This window comes from Streptomyces sp. NPDC058000, from assembly GCF_042886435.1.
Lineage (GTDB): Bacteria > Actinomycetota > Actinomycetes > Streptomycetales > Streptomycetaceae > Streptomyces.
Genome location: NZ_JBHVQS010000017.1, coordinates 1 through 14,571, shown reverse-complemented (window position 1 = coordinate 14,571; position 14,571 = coordinate 1). Strand labels below are relative to the sequence as shown.

The following is a 14,571-nucleotide window of genomic DNA, read 5'->3' as shown; positions in this document are numbered from 1 at the left end:
ACAGCTCGGCGGTCGTGGTGAAACCACGATCGTGATCTGCGCCTCGCCACAGCCCTCGCACCCGCCCTGGGGCCCGAACCACCCATCAGCCGCCCCGAAATGTGACCGAGTGGCCTCAGTCAGTGACCGGTGGTGACCGTTCGGCCTGTGACTGTGCGGAGAGCGGCGACCGCGTCCCCAGTCACCCAAGAACTGTGACGCAATCCGGGAGCGGGGCTCCGCACGTCGGCTGCGGAGGGTCCAGCGCCCTCCGACCGCAGCCAGGCAGATCAAGGAGATCAGGCAGACCGAGCAGACCAGGCAGGAGCCGACGTTCATCGGTGCCTGGAACGAGCCGTTCCAGGCACCGATGAGCGGACGTGAGGCCGAAGAGGCATCGCTTGGCAGGGACAGGTCCGCCCCCGGAAGTCGAGGGCTTCCGGGGGCGGACCTGCTCACCTGCCGGCGGCTACGACGTCGGGTCGGTCGACTCCAGCAGGTCGGTTTCAGCAGGTCCGCTGAGGTGTTCGGTGCGGGTGCCGGTGGAGGGTGCGACGACGACGTAGCCCTGGCCCGGGGCTGCGCGGAAGCCGGTCTGTCGGCCCGCCAGGTAATCGGTGACGGGTGTTCTGAGGTGGTAGAGGAGGGTGGAGGAGGGGACGTCGAAGATGGCCGGGGAGTCGATGAAGAGCGGGGCCTCGGCGGTGACGTAGTGGAGGCCGGCGGTCAAGTGGGCCTCGGTGGTGGGCATGCCTGTGGCGGCGTGTGACTGGGTGCGGTGGTGGGCCACCTGACGCACCATGCGGTCGCAGGCCGCGTACAAGTCGCGGTCGGTGTCGAGGGCTTGCTCGATCCGGTGGCGGACGGACTGGTATGCCGGGAGGGTCGTGACCTCGGACAGGGCCCGGACCCGGAAACGTTTCGCCTCGGGGCCGAGCCGTTCCAGGGAACGCCGGATCCGGCGGCGGACGTCCTTGAGCGTGCCGCGGACCGAACGGGCGGCGCGCTCGGGGGTGTGGCCGTCCGCGACCAGCATCTCGTCCATGTGCATGTCGACGTAGACCACGTCGATTTCGGTGAAGTGTTCGCCCGCCCAGCACAGCAGCGCGGTCAGGCGGTCCTGGTTGAAGTAGCTGTTTCCCCCGCTGATCCCAATGAGCGCGTGATCACCGCGCTTCCAGATGAGCCGGCAGTCCTCGCTGAGCGGTTCCGCGCGCAGGGTGCTGGCGCCTGCCAGTAATTCGGGTTCCATGCCGTGTGTTCCTGGTCTCTTCGGGCCCGCTCAGGCGGGCTTCTCTGTGCCTTGGAGCGCTACGGCCATCTGTAGGCAGGCCTCGTCCAGGAGTCCGGCGAGGTCAACGTCGTCGCCTCCCATGGGGGCGAACATGAAGTCGTCCAGGCGGACGCGTACGGCGGCCAGTTCGGGGCTGACCGGGCCGTCTTCTTCCAGGATGTGCAGCACCCGGCGGGCGGCGTCGGTGCAGCGGAACGCGCCGTAGTCCGGCGGCTCGTCCAGCAGTCCGCGGCCGCTGCTCAGCAGATAGACCGCCAACAGGGCGAGTTCCTCACGCAGCCTGTCCTGCGGCGTCCTGGTGTCCCCAGATGTCATAGCTGATCACCTCGCTCTTGTCTCGGCGTTGGGAGGGCGTGGTCTGGTGCGCGGGATGACCGATGGGGACCGTCAGCAACGGTTCGATGAAGGGCGGGAGGCCCAGCAGCAGGCGGACCGCGTCCTCGCGGAAGCTGCCGACCGGGCAGCCGCCGAGGTTCAGCGCGTGGGCGGAGAGCAGCAGGTTCTCCACCGCCATCGCCACGCAGAGCTTGGCGGTCTCGTAGATCTTCTGCGAGACCTCGGCGGAGACCCCGGTCATCCGGCGCTTGTCGACGCAGGCGACGACGATCAGGGCGGGGCTGCCGATGATGCCCGGGGCGAACGCCCGCAGCCGCCGGACCCGCGCGGGGTCGCGTACCACGACGAAGGACCAGGCTTGTTTGTTGGACGCGGTCGGGGCCGCCAGCATGCCGGTGAGCATCTGCTCGACCAGGGCGTCGTCGACGGGTTTTGCCGCGTAATTGCGCAACACGGTGCGCGAGCACATGACTCGCAGGATCTCCGGGAGGGTTCCCGGAGAATCGCCGGCAGACATGTCTTTCCCTTCTCTCACTGGTTGTCCCGGCCTGTTGGGCCGGCGGTGGGATACGCCGTACGGGGTGGTGTCGTGCGTGTCGCGGTGAGGATGAGGAACGTTCTCGGTTCCGCCAGGCAGCGAAGCGTCGTACCGGCCTCGGCGAGGGCGGCGGCGAGGGCATCGGGGTGGTGGCTCCGTATGCCGAGGCGCTCGTCGATCGCGGTGGGGAAATGCCGGTGGACGGGGTCCGGTGCGGACCGGAGGGTCAGTGCGGCGAGGGTGCCGCCGGGGCGCGGGCGCCGATGCACCTCGTGGGGTGGGGCGGCGCGGTGCTGTCGCCCTTGAGCGCCGTCGGGGGTGGGGGCGGTTCGTGGCCGCCGAGTCCGGCGGTCAGCGCGCCGCGCATCGTGGCACCGGCGTGGGCGAGCAGGGGGCGGGTGTCCTTGTTCCAGAAGCTCGTGACGGTGACGTCGTCGAGCCGGGCGGCCGGCTGTCGCGCCCCGGTGGCGGGGCGCTCGGCCAGGTGAGGCGTCGCCTTGCGCTCCCGTGCCGCTGCGTGCGCGGTCCGCCTGCCCGCCGCCCGTACGGACCGTGCCGGACGTCCGAACGCGTCCTGGAGCCCGGCCTCGCGAGCATGACGGAACGCTGCGGACTCCGGGGCGCCTTCACCCTGGGATTCCCGCACGTCTCTCCGTCTCCCCACAGTCCCCACATCCCCCGTCCCCCATCCCCCATTCCGCATCGTCCGGACAGTCCGGTCGACACCCGTTGATCGTGGTGGGCCGGACTTGAAGATCGGCTGGGTTTGGACTGAGTGTGGGCCGTGTTTCGGCTGTGCCGGGGCGGGTGGTGGTCAGCAGGTGAGCCGTCCCTGCCTGGTCTCCCGCGGCCCGCGCAGCGCACGGGACGTGGGGGAGGGAGCCGGGCGCGGTCGTTCTACGACCCGCGGGGAGAGTGGGAAGTGCTGGGGTGAATCCCGGCATCGTCGATTCGGTTCCTGCCGGCCCCGGAAGGCCGTTGACGTGACGTCTGCGATTCTCGTGCCGGCCGTTTGAGACCGGGCACAATCCGGGGTGGATTCCCGCCGCGTCCCGGTCCCTGTATCCCGGTCCGATGGGCTCATGGACTTCGGGGTCGGGCACGGCTGACCTATGTCCTCATAACGCAGCCGGGGCGAATTCTCGCGCCAGGGGGATGTGCCGGGAAGGCGGATAGTGACGACCGCGATTACCCGTCGGCCGCCGTTCAGGGAGAGTTTGCGGAACTCGCGGTGGGAGGGGAAACGGCAAATCGCTCCATGCGCGGGCGGCGGCCACGTCTATGGCGTGGTCGGGTCGGCTCTGAATGTAGGTCAAGCCCGGGCACGGTCTGATACCGGGTGCCGGGCCGCGTCCCGGCGGTCGGCGAGCGGGCCGCCTCGGTATCCGTCGCGTACGTCGCGCCTGCCGGCGGCACCGGCGAAAAACCGACCCGCGGGGCCGGAAAGCGTCGGATAGCAGCCATGTCGGCCGCCCCGGGGAAAATGTCCGGCGGAATACTTCCCGGTGAATACCGAGTCCACGAGCTCGACGACATGGCAGGTCCGATCTGCGTTGAGCCCGTACGGACGCCGGCCGTTGACCCTCTCAACCGCAGGCGAAGTCAAGCGCAATTCGGTAAAGCGTAGGCAAAGAACCGCTGCAACACTTGACTCCGCCATGTCACAATGAGCAACAATGTGCAATCAACACCTATGGGGACATTCTTCTCTTGAGCGGGGGAGTAAATGAAATTCTCTATTCTGGGTCCGGTGCGCGTCTCTTCTGATCTGATCGAGATGAAGCCGCCAGCACACAAGGTAAGGCAGATCCTTGCACTCCTTCTCCTGAATGAATCACGCTACATTTCCATTCCTTCCCTCACCTGCGAACTGTGGTCTTATGAACCGCCGAAAAGTGCGGTCGCCACTGCACAGACCTACATCGTGCAATTACGTAAATTATTAGCAGCCGGCCTTGGTATTTCCTCCACCGAGGTGAGCAAGAAAGTCCTGGAGACCAGCGGGACCAGCTACCGCTTGGAGATTCCGGAAGGCTCCCTGGATCTACACGAATACCGGCTTTCACTGGCCCGGGCCGAGGCCGCCGTCACGGCCGGAATGGACCAGAGAGCGGTGGAATTCTGGGAACACGCGGAAAGGCTCTGGCGCGGCGACGCGATCGGCGATGTGGAACACGGCCCACTACTGCGGGCGGAGGCGGCGTCCCTGCGCCAGTCGCGCCTGTCGGCCGGGGAACGCCGGATCGACGCCCAACTGCGCCTCGGTCTCCACCACTCCTCACTGGCCGAACTCGCCGGCCTGGTCCAGGCCCACCCGTTCGAGGAGGGGCTGCATGCGAAGTTCATGCTGGCCCTCTACCGCAGCGGCCACCGGGGCCGTGCGTTGCAGGTCTACCACGACCTGCGCAAGTCCATGGTCTGCGAACTGGGCGTGGAGCCCTCCCCCTCGGTGCAGCGGCTCCTACAGGAGATCCTCGCCAGCGACATCTCGCTGGAACTGACGCCCTGACCGCGGGCGCCGCGCCGCTGGAGCGGTTCGGTGCTGCGGGGTGCCCGGGATCGCGGGTAGGCGGCCGGGGTCGGGACGGAGCGGGGCGGTCACGGGCCGGGTACCGCCAGGACCTCGGTGGTGGCGCCCGCGGCGAGACCGCCCGGCGGGACCACCGCGAGGCCGTCGGCAAGTGCCAGTCCCCGCAACATGGCCGGGCCGTCGAAGGCGATCGGCTCTGCCGCGCCCTCGGCGAGCCGCACCGGCAGCAGCCGCGTGTCGCCGGGGTGCCCCGGCAGGGCGGCAGCGGCGACGCGGCGCACCGTCCGGTCGCGGTGTCCCCCCAGGCTCCGCAGTAGCGGTGTCGCCAGGGTCACGGCGCCGGCCACGGCGGCCAGCGGGTTGCCGGGCAACCCCACCAGGAGCCTGGGCCGGTCGTCGGCCGCGGGCGGCAGTTCGGCGAGCAGCATGGGGTGGCCTGGGCGTACCGCGACGGAGTCGACCAGGAGACGGGCGCCCGTCTCGGCGAGCGCCGTGTGCAGGAAGTCCACGGGCCCCGCGGCGGTGCTGCCGGTCGTGACCACGACATCGGCGGGGGAACGGCGCATCGCGGCACACAGCGGCCCGAGTTCGTCGGCCACCCGGCGCGCGCCGATCACTTCGGCGCCGCCACGGTGCAGCCAGGGTGCGAGCAGCGGGCCCAGGGCGTCGCGCACCCGCCCCTCCCGTGGCACGCCGTGGTCCAGCAACTCGTCGCCGAGGAGCAGGAGTTCCACGGTCGGGCGCCGGTGCACCGCCAGTCGGTCGTACCCGGCGGCCGCCGCCAGGCCCAGCACGGCCGGCGTGACCGTCGTACCCGCCGGAAGGAGCGGTTCACCGGTACGGCACTCCTGGCCGCGCGGCCGGATGTCGCGCCCCGGTGCCAGCGGGCCCGGCGAGCGGTGGTGCAGCACGTCGTCCGGTACGTCGTCCGGTGTCTCGGACTCCCCGTGCTCGCGGCGGAGTACGGCGGTCGCGCCGGGCGGCAGCATGGCTCCGGTGGCGAGGGGAACGGCGGTACCGGGGAGCAGCGGTGCGGGCTGCTCCCCGGCCAGTACGCCGCCGCCGCGCAGCCGCCACGGCCCCGGTCCGGCCACGGCCCAGCCGTCCATCGCGGAGGTGTCGAACGGCGGCAGGTCGGTGCGGGCCGTCAACGGTTCGGCCAGGGCGTGGCCGAGGGCCTCGGGGAGTCCGCGGTGGATCTTCGCGAGCGGCCGTCCGGCGCTGTTCCGCGCGACCGTCCGCGCCTGCTCCCACGGCATGGCCGGCGCCGGACCGGCCGGTCCGCGCGGGGGGCCGTCGAGGGGTGTGACGTCGGCGATCCGTGTCCGCACTGCATTCACCTCTCGCGCAGTTGGGGTTCCGGGCGCCCCGCCGCGTGCGGCAGATGCGCCGGCGCGGCCGCGGCACTGTCCGGGGTCGTGGGGCGGCTCCGGTCGTGGCGACCCGCAGGTCGATGGTCGGGGGTCGTGGCGCGGCGTGCGGTGTCCGCGATTCCGCAGGTCGCGCGGACCGGCCTCCGCCGTCCCGAGCGGCATTCCCGCAAGCACCACATTCCATTCGGGCCCCATCATCGGCGCATTCGGCGACGGAAGTCAAAAGGAATTTCCAGATCCCTCGATAAACGAAATATTTCGCGCCATGGACCGGCGAAACTTCCGAGGGCTTGATAGGCGCCATTTATCACCCCAGAAGAAGTGCCTCTTTGACTTTCTTCGGCGAGCGAATGGAGACTGTCCCGGCGGTGGTACGTAACTCGTCCCGGGCCCGGGAATTCAGGCGCCGACGACGTTCTCCGCCGACCAGGGCGCACCGTGTGCGCGGAAGCATCAGGAGGGGGCTGAGCAGGCCATGAGCACCATCGAGGACCCGGCCGAGGACCCGATCGACGACTTGTCGGTGACCCCGCCCAAGACATGGGCCACCGGTGTGCCCGCGGTCACCCACGCGCTTGAATACTCGCTTTCCCAAACGTCGGTGCGGCGGACGGCGCTGACCCTCCTGAACATCAATCAAGCCAAAGGCTTCGACTGCCCCGGCTGTGCCTGGCCGGAGCCCGCACCGGGAAAGCGGAGCCTCAACGAATACTGTGAGAACGGCGCCAAGCACATCAACGACGAGGCGACGTCGCGGCGCGTCACCGCCGATTTCTTCCGCGCGCACTCCGTCGCCGATTTGGGCCGTAGGTCCGATTACTGGCTCAACCAACAGGGCCGGCTGACCGAACCCATGGTCAAGCTCCCCGGCGCGAACCATTACGAGCCGATCGGCTGGGACGAGGCACTCGACCTGCTCGCCCAGGAGCTCCGGGCGCTGGACTCCCCCGACGAGGCGCTGTTCTACACCTCCGGGCGGCTCAACAACGAGGCCGCCTTCCTCCTCCAGCTGTTCGCCCGCGCCTACGGCACCAACAACCTGCCCGACTGTTCCAACATGTGCCACGAGTCCAGCGGGTGCGCGCTTCAGGAGACGCTGGGCATCGGCAAGGGCAGCGTCACGCTGGACGACATCCACCACGCCGACCTGATCTTCGTCGTGGGGCAGAATCCCGGCACCAACCACCCCCGGATGCTCTCCGCCCTGGAGGAGACCAAGCGCAACGGTGGGAAGGTCATCGCGGTCAACACGCTTCCCGAGGCCGGCCTGATCCGCTTCAAGCACCCGCAGAAGGCGCGCGGCGTGGTCGGCCGCGGCACGCCGATCGCCGACCAGTTCCTGCACATCCGCGCCGGTGGCGACCTCGCCCTGTTCCAGGCTCTCAACCGGCTGCTGCTGGAAGCCGAGGAGGCCGCGCCGGGCACCGTACTCGACCACGATTTCGTCCGGACCCACTCCACCGGCTTCGCCGAATTCGCCGAACACGCCCGGAAGATCTCCTGGGACGACGTCCTCGCCGCCACCGGACTGCCCCGTGAAGAGATCGAGCGGGTGCACGAACAGGTCCTGGCGAGCAAGGGGATCATCGTCTGCTGGGCGATGGGGCTGACCCAGCACAAGCACGGTGTGCCCTCCATCCGGGAGATCGTCAACTTCCTGATGCTGCGCGGGAACATAGGCAGGCCCGGGGCGGGCGTGTGCCCGGTGCGCGGCCACAGCAACGTGCAGGGCGACCGCACCATGGGCGTGTGGGAACGGATGCCGCAGAAGTTCCTCGATGCGCTGGGACGCGAGTTCGGCTTCCGCGCGCCCACCCGGCACGGACTGGACTCGGTGAACGGCATCCGCGCCATGCGCGACGGCAAGGCGAAGGTCTTCCTGGGCGTCGCCGGCAACTTCGTCCGGGCCACCCCCGACAGCGACGTCACCGAGGGCGCGATGCGGCGGTGCCGGCTCACGGCCCACATCTCCACCAAGCTGAACCGCTCGCACACCGTGTGCGGCGACACCGCCCTGATCCTGCCTACCCTGGGCCGCAGCGACCGGGACGTGCAGGCCGGCGGCGTGCAGTTCTACACGGTCGAGGACTCCATGAGCGAGGTCCACGCCTCCCGCGGCAAGCTGCCGCCCGCCTCCCCGCACCTGCTCAGCGAGGTTGCCCTCATCGCCCGGTTGGCCCGCAAGACCCTGGGGGCGGACCCGGCCATCCCCTGGGAGGAGTTCGAGGCGGACTACGGCACCATCCGGGACCGGATCGCCCGCGTCGTACCCGGCTTCGAGGACTTCAACGCCCGGGTGGCCGAACCCGGCGGCTTCCGCCTGCCCAACCCCGTCAACCAGGGGGTCTTCCCCACCCCGAGCGGCAAGGCCGTCTTCACCCGCAACGACTTCACGATGCCGCACATCCCGGAGGGCCATCTGCTGCTCCAGACGCTGCGCTCGCACGACCAGTGGAACACCGTCCCGTACGCCATGAACGACCGCTACCGCGGCATCCACAATGCCCGCCGGGTCGTCCTCGTCAACCCCGCCGACCTGGATGCCCTCGGCGTGGCCGACCGCGGTCTGGTGGACCTGGTGAGCGTGTGGCACGACGGTGTGGAGCGCCGCGCGGAGGGTTTCGTGGTGGTCTCCTACCCCACCACGCGCGGCTCGGCCGCCGCCTACTACCCGGAGACCAATGTCCTGGTGCCCCTCGACAGCGTGGCCGACATCAGCAACACGCCCACCTCGAAGGGCGTCCTGATCCGGCTGGCCCCGGCACCGTCCCCCGCCGACCGCTGACGCCCCGGCCTTCGGGGCGGCGCCCCAGGCAGCCTGCGGCGCCCCTGAACCGTTTCCCGCCGACCGGTCCGCGACGCCGGCCGGGCGCGCCGTGTGGCAGCGTGCAGTGCGATCTGACAAGGAGCCAGTGATGGGCCGAGTGACCGTACGACGGCGGGTGCTGCGCCTCCGGAAGGGAGTTCCCTCCCACCGCCCCGACACCCTGGCCGCCGAAGAGCCGATGGAGATCCGCGTCGGCGGGCGTCCCCTGACGGTGACCATGCGCACCCCCGGCAACGACTTCGACCTCGCGGCCGGGTTCCTGGTGAGCGAGGGCGTGGTGCGCAGCGCCGACCAGGTGGCCGGAATCCGGTACTGCGCCGGCACCACGTCCGACGGCGGCAACACCTACAACGTGGTGGACGTCGCGCTGGCGCCCGGCGTGGCCGCCCCCGACGCGTCGTTGGAGCGCAACTTCTACACCACCTCCTCCTGTGGACTGTGCGGCAAGGCCAGTCTGGACGCGGTGCGTACGACGGCTGCCTGGACCGTCGACGAGGACCCGCTGCGCACCGCACCGGAGGTGCTGGCGGCCCTGCCCGACCGGTTGCGGGCGGCCCAGCGGGTCTTCGACAGCACCGGCGGCCTGCACGCCGCCGGACTGTTCGGTGCCGAGGGCGAGTTGCGGTGCCTGCGCGAGGACGTGGGCCGGCACAACGCCGTGGACAAGGTGGTCGGCCACGCCCTGCGGCAGGGCCTGCTGCCCTTGCGGGAGACCCTGCTGATGGTGAGCGGCCGGGCCTCCTTCGAGCTGGTCCAGAAGGCCGTGATGGCGGGGATCCCGCTGCTGGCGGCCGTCTCCGCTCCCTCGTCGCTCGCCGTGGACCTCGCCGAGGAGAGTGGGGTGACCCTCATCGGCTTCCTCCGTGGTGATTCGATGAACGTCTACACCGGCGCCGACCGGGTCCGCCTCACCTCCGGGAGATAGCGATGCTGTTCCGTCAGCTGGAGTACCTGGTGGCGCTCGCCCGGGAGCGCCACTTCGCCCGCGCCGCCCAGTCCTGCTACGTCTCCCAGCCGGCCCTCTCCGAGGCGATCCGCAAGCTGGAGGACGAACTGGACGTCCTGCTGGTCCGGCGCGGCCGGACCTACGGGGGCCTCACCCCCGAGGGCGAGCGCATCGTGCTGTGGGCACAGCGGATCCTGGCCGACCGCGACGCCCTCAAGGACGAGGTCGACGCGCTGCGCACCGGCCTCAGCGGGCGCCTGCGGATCGGCTCGGTCCCGACCGCTTCGGGCGCCGTCTCGCTGCTCACCGCACCGTTCTGCACCGCGCACCCGCTCGTCACCGTGGAGGTGACGGCGGACCTCCGCTCCGAGGAACTGCTGCGCCGGTTGCGGAACTTCGAGATCGACGCCGGCATCACCTATCTGAGCCAGGGCATCTCCGAGAACTTCCAGACAGTCGCCCTCTACGAGGAACGGTACGTACTGCTGACCAACGCGGCCGACGAACTCTCCCGCCGTCCCACCGCGACCTGGGCCGAGGCGTCCCACCTGCCCCTGTGCCTGCTGACCGCGAGCATGCAGGGACGGCGGGTGCTGGACGAGGTCTTCGCCGGCGTCGGCCTACAGCCGATGCCGCGGGTCGAGACCGATTCGGTGGCCTCGCTGTTCGCCCACGTCAGAACCGCCCAGTGGGCCAGCATCGTGCCGTACGCGTGGCTGCACGTCTTCGGCGTACCGCACGGCATGCAGGCAGTGCCGCTGGTGGAGCCCGACCACACGGCGCCCATCGGGCTGGTGACCGCCGCTCGGGAGCCGGGTTCGGTCATGGCCCGCGCCCTGCTGGAGACCGCCCGGCGCACCGACACCGCCGCGGTCCTGGAGAGCCTCCCCCACCATGCGGGCTCCTGATCGCCCACGCCGGGCGCGGCCCGGCCTGCCCGACGACGCAGCGCGGGCCGCACACTGGACCGCACCGACTTGTCCACCCCCGGCGCGCCGCCGACCTGCGTGTCTGAGTCCTCGACCGACGTGATCCAGACACCCGTGCTCTGTTCGTCCTTCTCCGTACGGCCCGGGCAGGGCAGGATGAGCGCCTGACGGCCGTTGACGAGGTGGTTGCGGCTGGGCTCGGTGCTCACGTGGACGGTGAGGCATCGCGGCAGCGGCGACTGGGGGTGGCAGTGACTGGCGGCAGCAATGACCAGGACGGCAACGGGCTCGCGCACGGCACCCCGACGCCGCTGCCCGCGCCCACCCCTCCCCCGGCGCCCGTGTCCAACAGCATCCGTGACAGCACCATCCACGGCCCCGTCATCATGGCCGGCAGCATCGGCGACCTGCGGGTGACCGTCCAACAGGTCACCCCGGTCGCTCCGTCCCAGCAGGTGGTGGGACGGATCCCGTTGCTGGCGAGCGCGTTCCAGCCGCGGACCACGACGCGGGAGGCGATCGAGCGGGCCCGGAGCGGGAGTGAGACCGTGGTCCTGACCCAGCTGCTGTCCGGCGCGGGCGGGGTCGGCAAGAGCCAACTCGCGGCGTATTACGCAGGGCAGGCCGTCGCCGAGGGGATCGAGGTCGTGGTGTGGGCCGACGCGGGTGAGGCGTCGGCGGTCACCGGCGTCTATGCGCGTGCTGCGGTCGCGGTCCAAGCGCCGGGAGCCGTCGGGGACTTCGCAAGTACCGAGCGGGACGCCGAGTCCTTCCTGAACTGGCTGGCGAGCACCGAGCGGAGCTGGCTGGTGGTCCTCGACAACGTCACCGACTTCGGTGCGAGCGGACTGTGGCCGAGCGGGTCGCGACGCGGCAACGGGCGGGTGCTGGCCACCACGCGTCGGCGCGACGCCGTGGCCAGTGCGGCCGGCCGGAAGCTGGTGGATGTCGACCGCTACACCGGGGAGGAGGCGGCCGCCTATCTGCGCGAGCGGCTGACGCAGGCCGGGCGGTCGCAGTTGCTGGACGACCGGGCCGATGAGCTGGCCGAAGCGCTGGGGCGCCTGCCCCTCGCCCTTGGCTATGCGGCGGCCCACATGATCAACACCGGCTGCACCACCGGCGCTTACCTCACCCTGCTCACCCGACGCAGCCACTCCCTCGACACCGTGCTGCCCGCCAGCGCCGACGCCGAGAACTACGGACGCCCCGTCACCGCCGCGTTACTGCTCGCCCTGGACGCCGCGCAGCGCCAGGAACCGCGGGGACTGGCCGTGCCCGCGATGCGACTGGCCGCGGTCCTCGACCCGTCCGGGCACCCCCGCGAGCTGTGGACCACCGAGGCCGTCACCCGCTACCTCACCAAGCACCGCACCACCCCGCCGGAGGCGGCGGAGCCGGCCCGGCGGCGGCGACGAGCCAGGACCGCCGCCGCACCGGTCAGCGCGGACGAGGCGCTGCGTGCCGTGGCCGTGTTGCACAACTACAACCTGCTCTCCGACCAAGGCCCGGCGGCCGGAGCACGCGCCGTCAGCCTGCATGCCCTGACCGCCCGCGCCGCGCTGGACACCACCCCCGAACCCGGCGTCCTGTACCGCGTGGCCGCCGCCGGGTTGCTGGAACTGTGGCCCGAAGAGGACCACGCGGACCGCGACCTCGCCGCCGCCCTGCGGTCCAGCACCGAGGCCCTGGCCGAACTCGCCGGCGACGACCTCTGGCGGCCGGACAGTTTCCCGGTGCTCTACCGGGCCGCCGAGAGCCTCTTGGACGCCGGCCTGTTCAGCGCCGCGATCGCGCAGTGGGAGCGGATCGCCGCCAAGGCCCGGGAGATTCGGGGCCCGCGCCGTCTGGAGGCCGTGGTCGCCCAGGGCCAACTCGGCGTCTGCTGCCTCGCGGCGGGCCGCGCCGAGGAGGCGATCGCCATCCTGGAAGCGCTGCTGCACGGCCGCCCCCGATTCGCCTGGCGCCGCCGTCGCGAGCTGCTCAACGCCCGGGCGCACCTGGTCTCCGCCTACCAGAGCGTCGGACGGACCGAAGAGGCCGTCTGGTGGGGCGAACAGGTCGTGGCCGCCAGCGAGCGCCTGCTCGGTCCGCGGGACCCGGAGGTGCTCTCCCAGCGGAGCAGACTGGCCGGCGCCTACTTCCAGTCCGGCCGCACCGGTGAGGCCATCGGCATGCTGGAACAGGTCCTGGAGGAGACCGAGCGCCTGCTCGGCCCCGACCATCCCAGCACCCTCGCCGCCCGGCACAACCTCGCCACCTGCTACAGCCGGGCCGGTCACCGGGACGCGGCGATCAGGCTGGAGGAGCAGGTCGTCGCGGCGGCTCCGAGCCGGTTCGGCGTCGAGCATCCCCACCATCTGAGCTCCCAGACCAGTCTCGGCGTCTCGTACGCGAGGGCGGGCCGCGTCGAGGAGGCCATCGCCGTACTGGAGCGGGTCGCGGCCGACAGCGAACGCGTCCTCGGAGGCGAGGACCCCCAGACCCTCGTTGCCCGGGCCCACCTCGCCGAGGCATACGCCGACGCCGGCCGGACCGGTGCGGCCATCACCCTGTTGGAGCAGGTGCTCGTCCTGGAGGAGCGCTTACTCGGCCCCGACCACCAAACCACCCACGCCACCCGGTCGAGCCTCGCCGTCTGCTACGCGAAAGCCGATCGGGTCGACGATGCCGTCACCCTCCATCAACGGGTCCTGGCCGACGGCGAGCGTCTGCCCGCCCCCGGCGACCGGAACGCCCACGTCGTCCGGGGAAATCTGGTGTACCTGCTGCTGCGCCGGGGCCGGGACCAGCTCCCCGACGATCCGCAAGCGGCACTGCGGGACACCGTCGCGGCACTCGACGCCGCGGGCCCGCTCCTCATCTCCGATCCGGGCGGTGCCGGTTGGGTTGGAGAGTTGGCGTACCCACTGGCGGCCGACGCCTTCAACCACCGTCGACAGCCCAAGCTGGCCGCCGAGTTCCGCGAGCGGGCCAGGAGGCGGAACGACCGGAGCCGGCACCCGGCCGCCGCCGCGACCGATGCCGCCGTCCGGATCCGCCGCGCGCTGGCCCCCACCCACCCCACCGCTCAACTGCCCGAGCTCCGAGGCGCGCACCACCAGGCCATGCGAGCGGCCGACCAGGGCGGCCAGGCGGCGGCGCTGGCCTGGGTGGTGACCGCCGTGCGCGACCGCCCTTCCCTGGCCGACGCCTACCTGCCCTCGCTCGCCTGGACGCTGGACGCCCTCACGGCCCGGCCGCCGGACCCCGAAAGCCAGGCGGAGCTCCTGCCGGCCGTGACGGCAGCCGTCGAGGCGGCCGCCGCGCTGAACTCGATCCCGTCCGACGCCCACCTCTGCGACCTGGCCCTGAACCTCACCAGCCTCGCCCTCTGGCTGCACCTCCTCGGCCGCCCCGACCAGGCACGGACCGCCGCCAAGGACGCTCACAACGCCGCCGACTCCCTGTCCGGGATCCCCGGGCTCCGTGCCCACACGTCAGCTGTCCAGGCTTGGCTCCGGGCGAACTAGCCAACTAGGCAGTGTCTGATGGCTCTTGCTCGGGGCGGTGGATCTAATGCCGTTGCGGGCAGGAGTCCGTCATGGTGCGTCGGCATGAACTGACGAACGCTCAGTGGGAGCGCATAGCCCCACTGCTGCCAGAAACCGGTGGACCGGGTGGGCGGTGGGCCGACCACCGCACCGTTGTCAACGGCGTGCTGTATCGGACGCGGACCGGCATTCCTGGCGTGACCTGCCCGAACGCTACGGCCCCTGGCAGACCGTGTACGAACGCCATCGCCGCTGGTCGGCCGACGGCACCTGGTCGAAAATCCTG

11 protein-coding genes and 1 pseudogene are annotated in these 14,571 nt (G+C 71.0%); 6 read left to right on the top strand and 6 right to left on the bottom strand.

Annotation, left to right across the window (positions count from 1 at the left end; translation table 11 throughout):
- Nucleotides 1-448: 448 nt before the first annotated feature.
- The 5 genes from ACFVT2_RS18675 to ACFVT2_RS18655 form a co-directional block, all read right to left on the bottom strand.
- Nucleotides 449-1,231, bottom strand: a complete 783-nt coding sequence (locus ACFVT2_RS18675; protein ID WP_390018877.1) for a tRNA-dependent cyclodipeptide synthase — start codon at nucleotides 1,229-1,231, stop codon at nucleotides 449-451.
- Nucleotides 1,232-1,261: 30 nt separating this feature from the next.
- Complete coding sequence (locus ACFVT2_RS18670; protein ID WP_390018874.1) at nucleotides 1,262-1,588, bottom strand: DUF6092 family protein; 327 nt, start codon at nucleotides 1,586-1,588, stop codon at nucleotides 1,262-1,264.
- A complete protein-coding gene (locus ACFVT2_RS18665; RefSeq protein ID WP_390018872.1) occupies nucleotides 1,545-2,078 on the bottom strand; it encodes a nitroreductase family protein in 534 nt (177 codons plus the stop codon). Before ACFVT2_RS18665 ends, ACFVT2_RS18670 begins: the two co-directional genes overlap by 44 nt.
- A 62-nt stretch (nucleotides 2,079-2,140) precedes the next feature.
- Nucleotides 2,141-2,416 carry a hypothetical protein gene (locus ACFVT2_RS18660; RefSeq protein ID WP_390018869.1) on the bottom strand — a complete coding sequence of 92 codons (276 nt, stop codon included), beginning with the start codon at nucleotides 2,414-2,416 and terminating at the stop codon, nucleotides 2,141-2,143.
- The gene (locus ACFVT2_RS18655) at nucleotides 2,374-2,793 is read right to left on the bottom strand and encodes a hypothetical protein (RefSeq protein WP_390018866.1); all 420 of its coding nucleotides are present in this window, start codon (nucleotides 2,791-2,793) and stop codon (nucleotides 2,374-2,376) included. The genes ACFVT2_RS18660 and ACFVT2_RS18655 overlap by 43 nt, the downstream gene beginning before the upstream one ends.
- Nucleotides 2,794-3,897: 1,104 nt before the next feature.
- Here ACFVT2_RS18655 and ACFVT2_RS18650 point away from each other — a divergent pair.
- Entirely contained in the window at nucleotides 3,898-4,656 is a 759-nt protein-coding gene (locus ACFVT2_RS18650; protein ID WP_390018865.1) for a BTAD domain-containing putative transcriptional regulator, read from the top strand.
- An 89-nt stretch (nucleotides 4,657-4,745) separates the two neighbouring features.
- On the opposite strand, the gene ACFVT2_RS18645 is transcribed toward ACFVT2_RS18650, so the two are convergent.
- Nucleotides 4,746-5,936, bottom strand: a complete 1,191-nt coding sequence (locus tag ACFVT2_RS18645) for a molybdopterin molybdotransferase MoeA (protein ID WP_390019100.1) — start codon at nucleotides 5,934-5,936, stop codon at nucleotides 4,746-4,748.
- A gap of 589 nt (nucleotides 5,937-6,525) precedes the next feature.
- Between ACFVT2_RS18645 and ACFVT2_RS18640 the strand changes: the two genes are divergently transcribed.
- The 5 genes and pseudogenes from ACFVT2_RS18640 to ACFVT2_RS18620 form a co-directional block, all read left to right on the top strand.
- Nucleotides 6,526-8,835: an FdhF/YdeP family oxidoreductase gene (locus ACFVT2_RS18640; RefSeq protein WP_390018863.1), complete on the top strand. Its 2,310-nt coding sequence runs from the start codon at nucleotides 6,526-6,528 to the stop codon at nucleotides 8,833-8,835.
- 130 nt (nucleotides 8,836-8,965) lie between these two features.
- Complete coding sequence (gene fdhD, locus ACFVT2_RS18635; RefSeq protein WP_390018860.1) at nucleotides 8,966-9,802, top strand: formate dehydrogenase accessory sulfurtransferase FdhD; 837 nt, start codon at nucleotides 8,966-8,968, stop codon at nucleotides 9,800-9,802.
- A gap of 2 nt (nucleotides 9,803-9,804) precedes the next feature.
- Complete coding sequence (locus tag ACFVT2_RS18630) at nucleotides 9,805-10,731, top strand: LysR family transcriptional regulator (RefSeq protein ID WP_390018858.1); 927 nt, start codon at nucleotides 9,805-9,807, stop codon at nucleotides 10,729-10,731.
- Between the two features lie 266 nt (nucleotides 10,732-10,997).
- Nucleotides 10,998-14,264: a tetratricopeptide repeat protein gene (locus ACFVT2_RS18625; protein ID WP_390018855.1), complete on the top strand. Its 3,267-nt coding sequence runs from the start codon at nucleotides 10,998-11,000 to the stop codon at nucleotides 14,262-14,264.
- Nucleotides 14,265-14,335: 71 nt separating this feature from the next.
- Nucleotides 14,336-14,556: pseudogene (locus tag ACFVT2_RS18620) on the top strand (transposase); the annotation flags it as partial.
- Nucleotides 14,557-14,571: the final 15 nt, after the last annotated feature.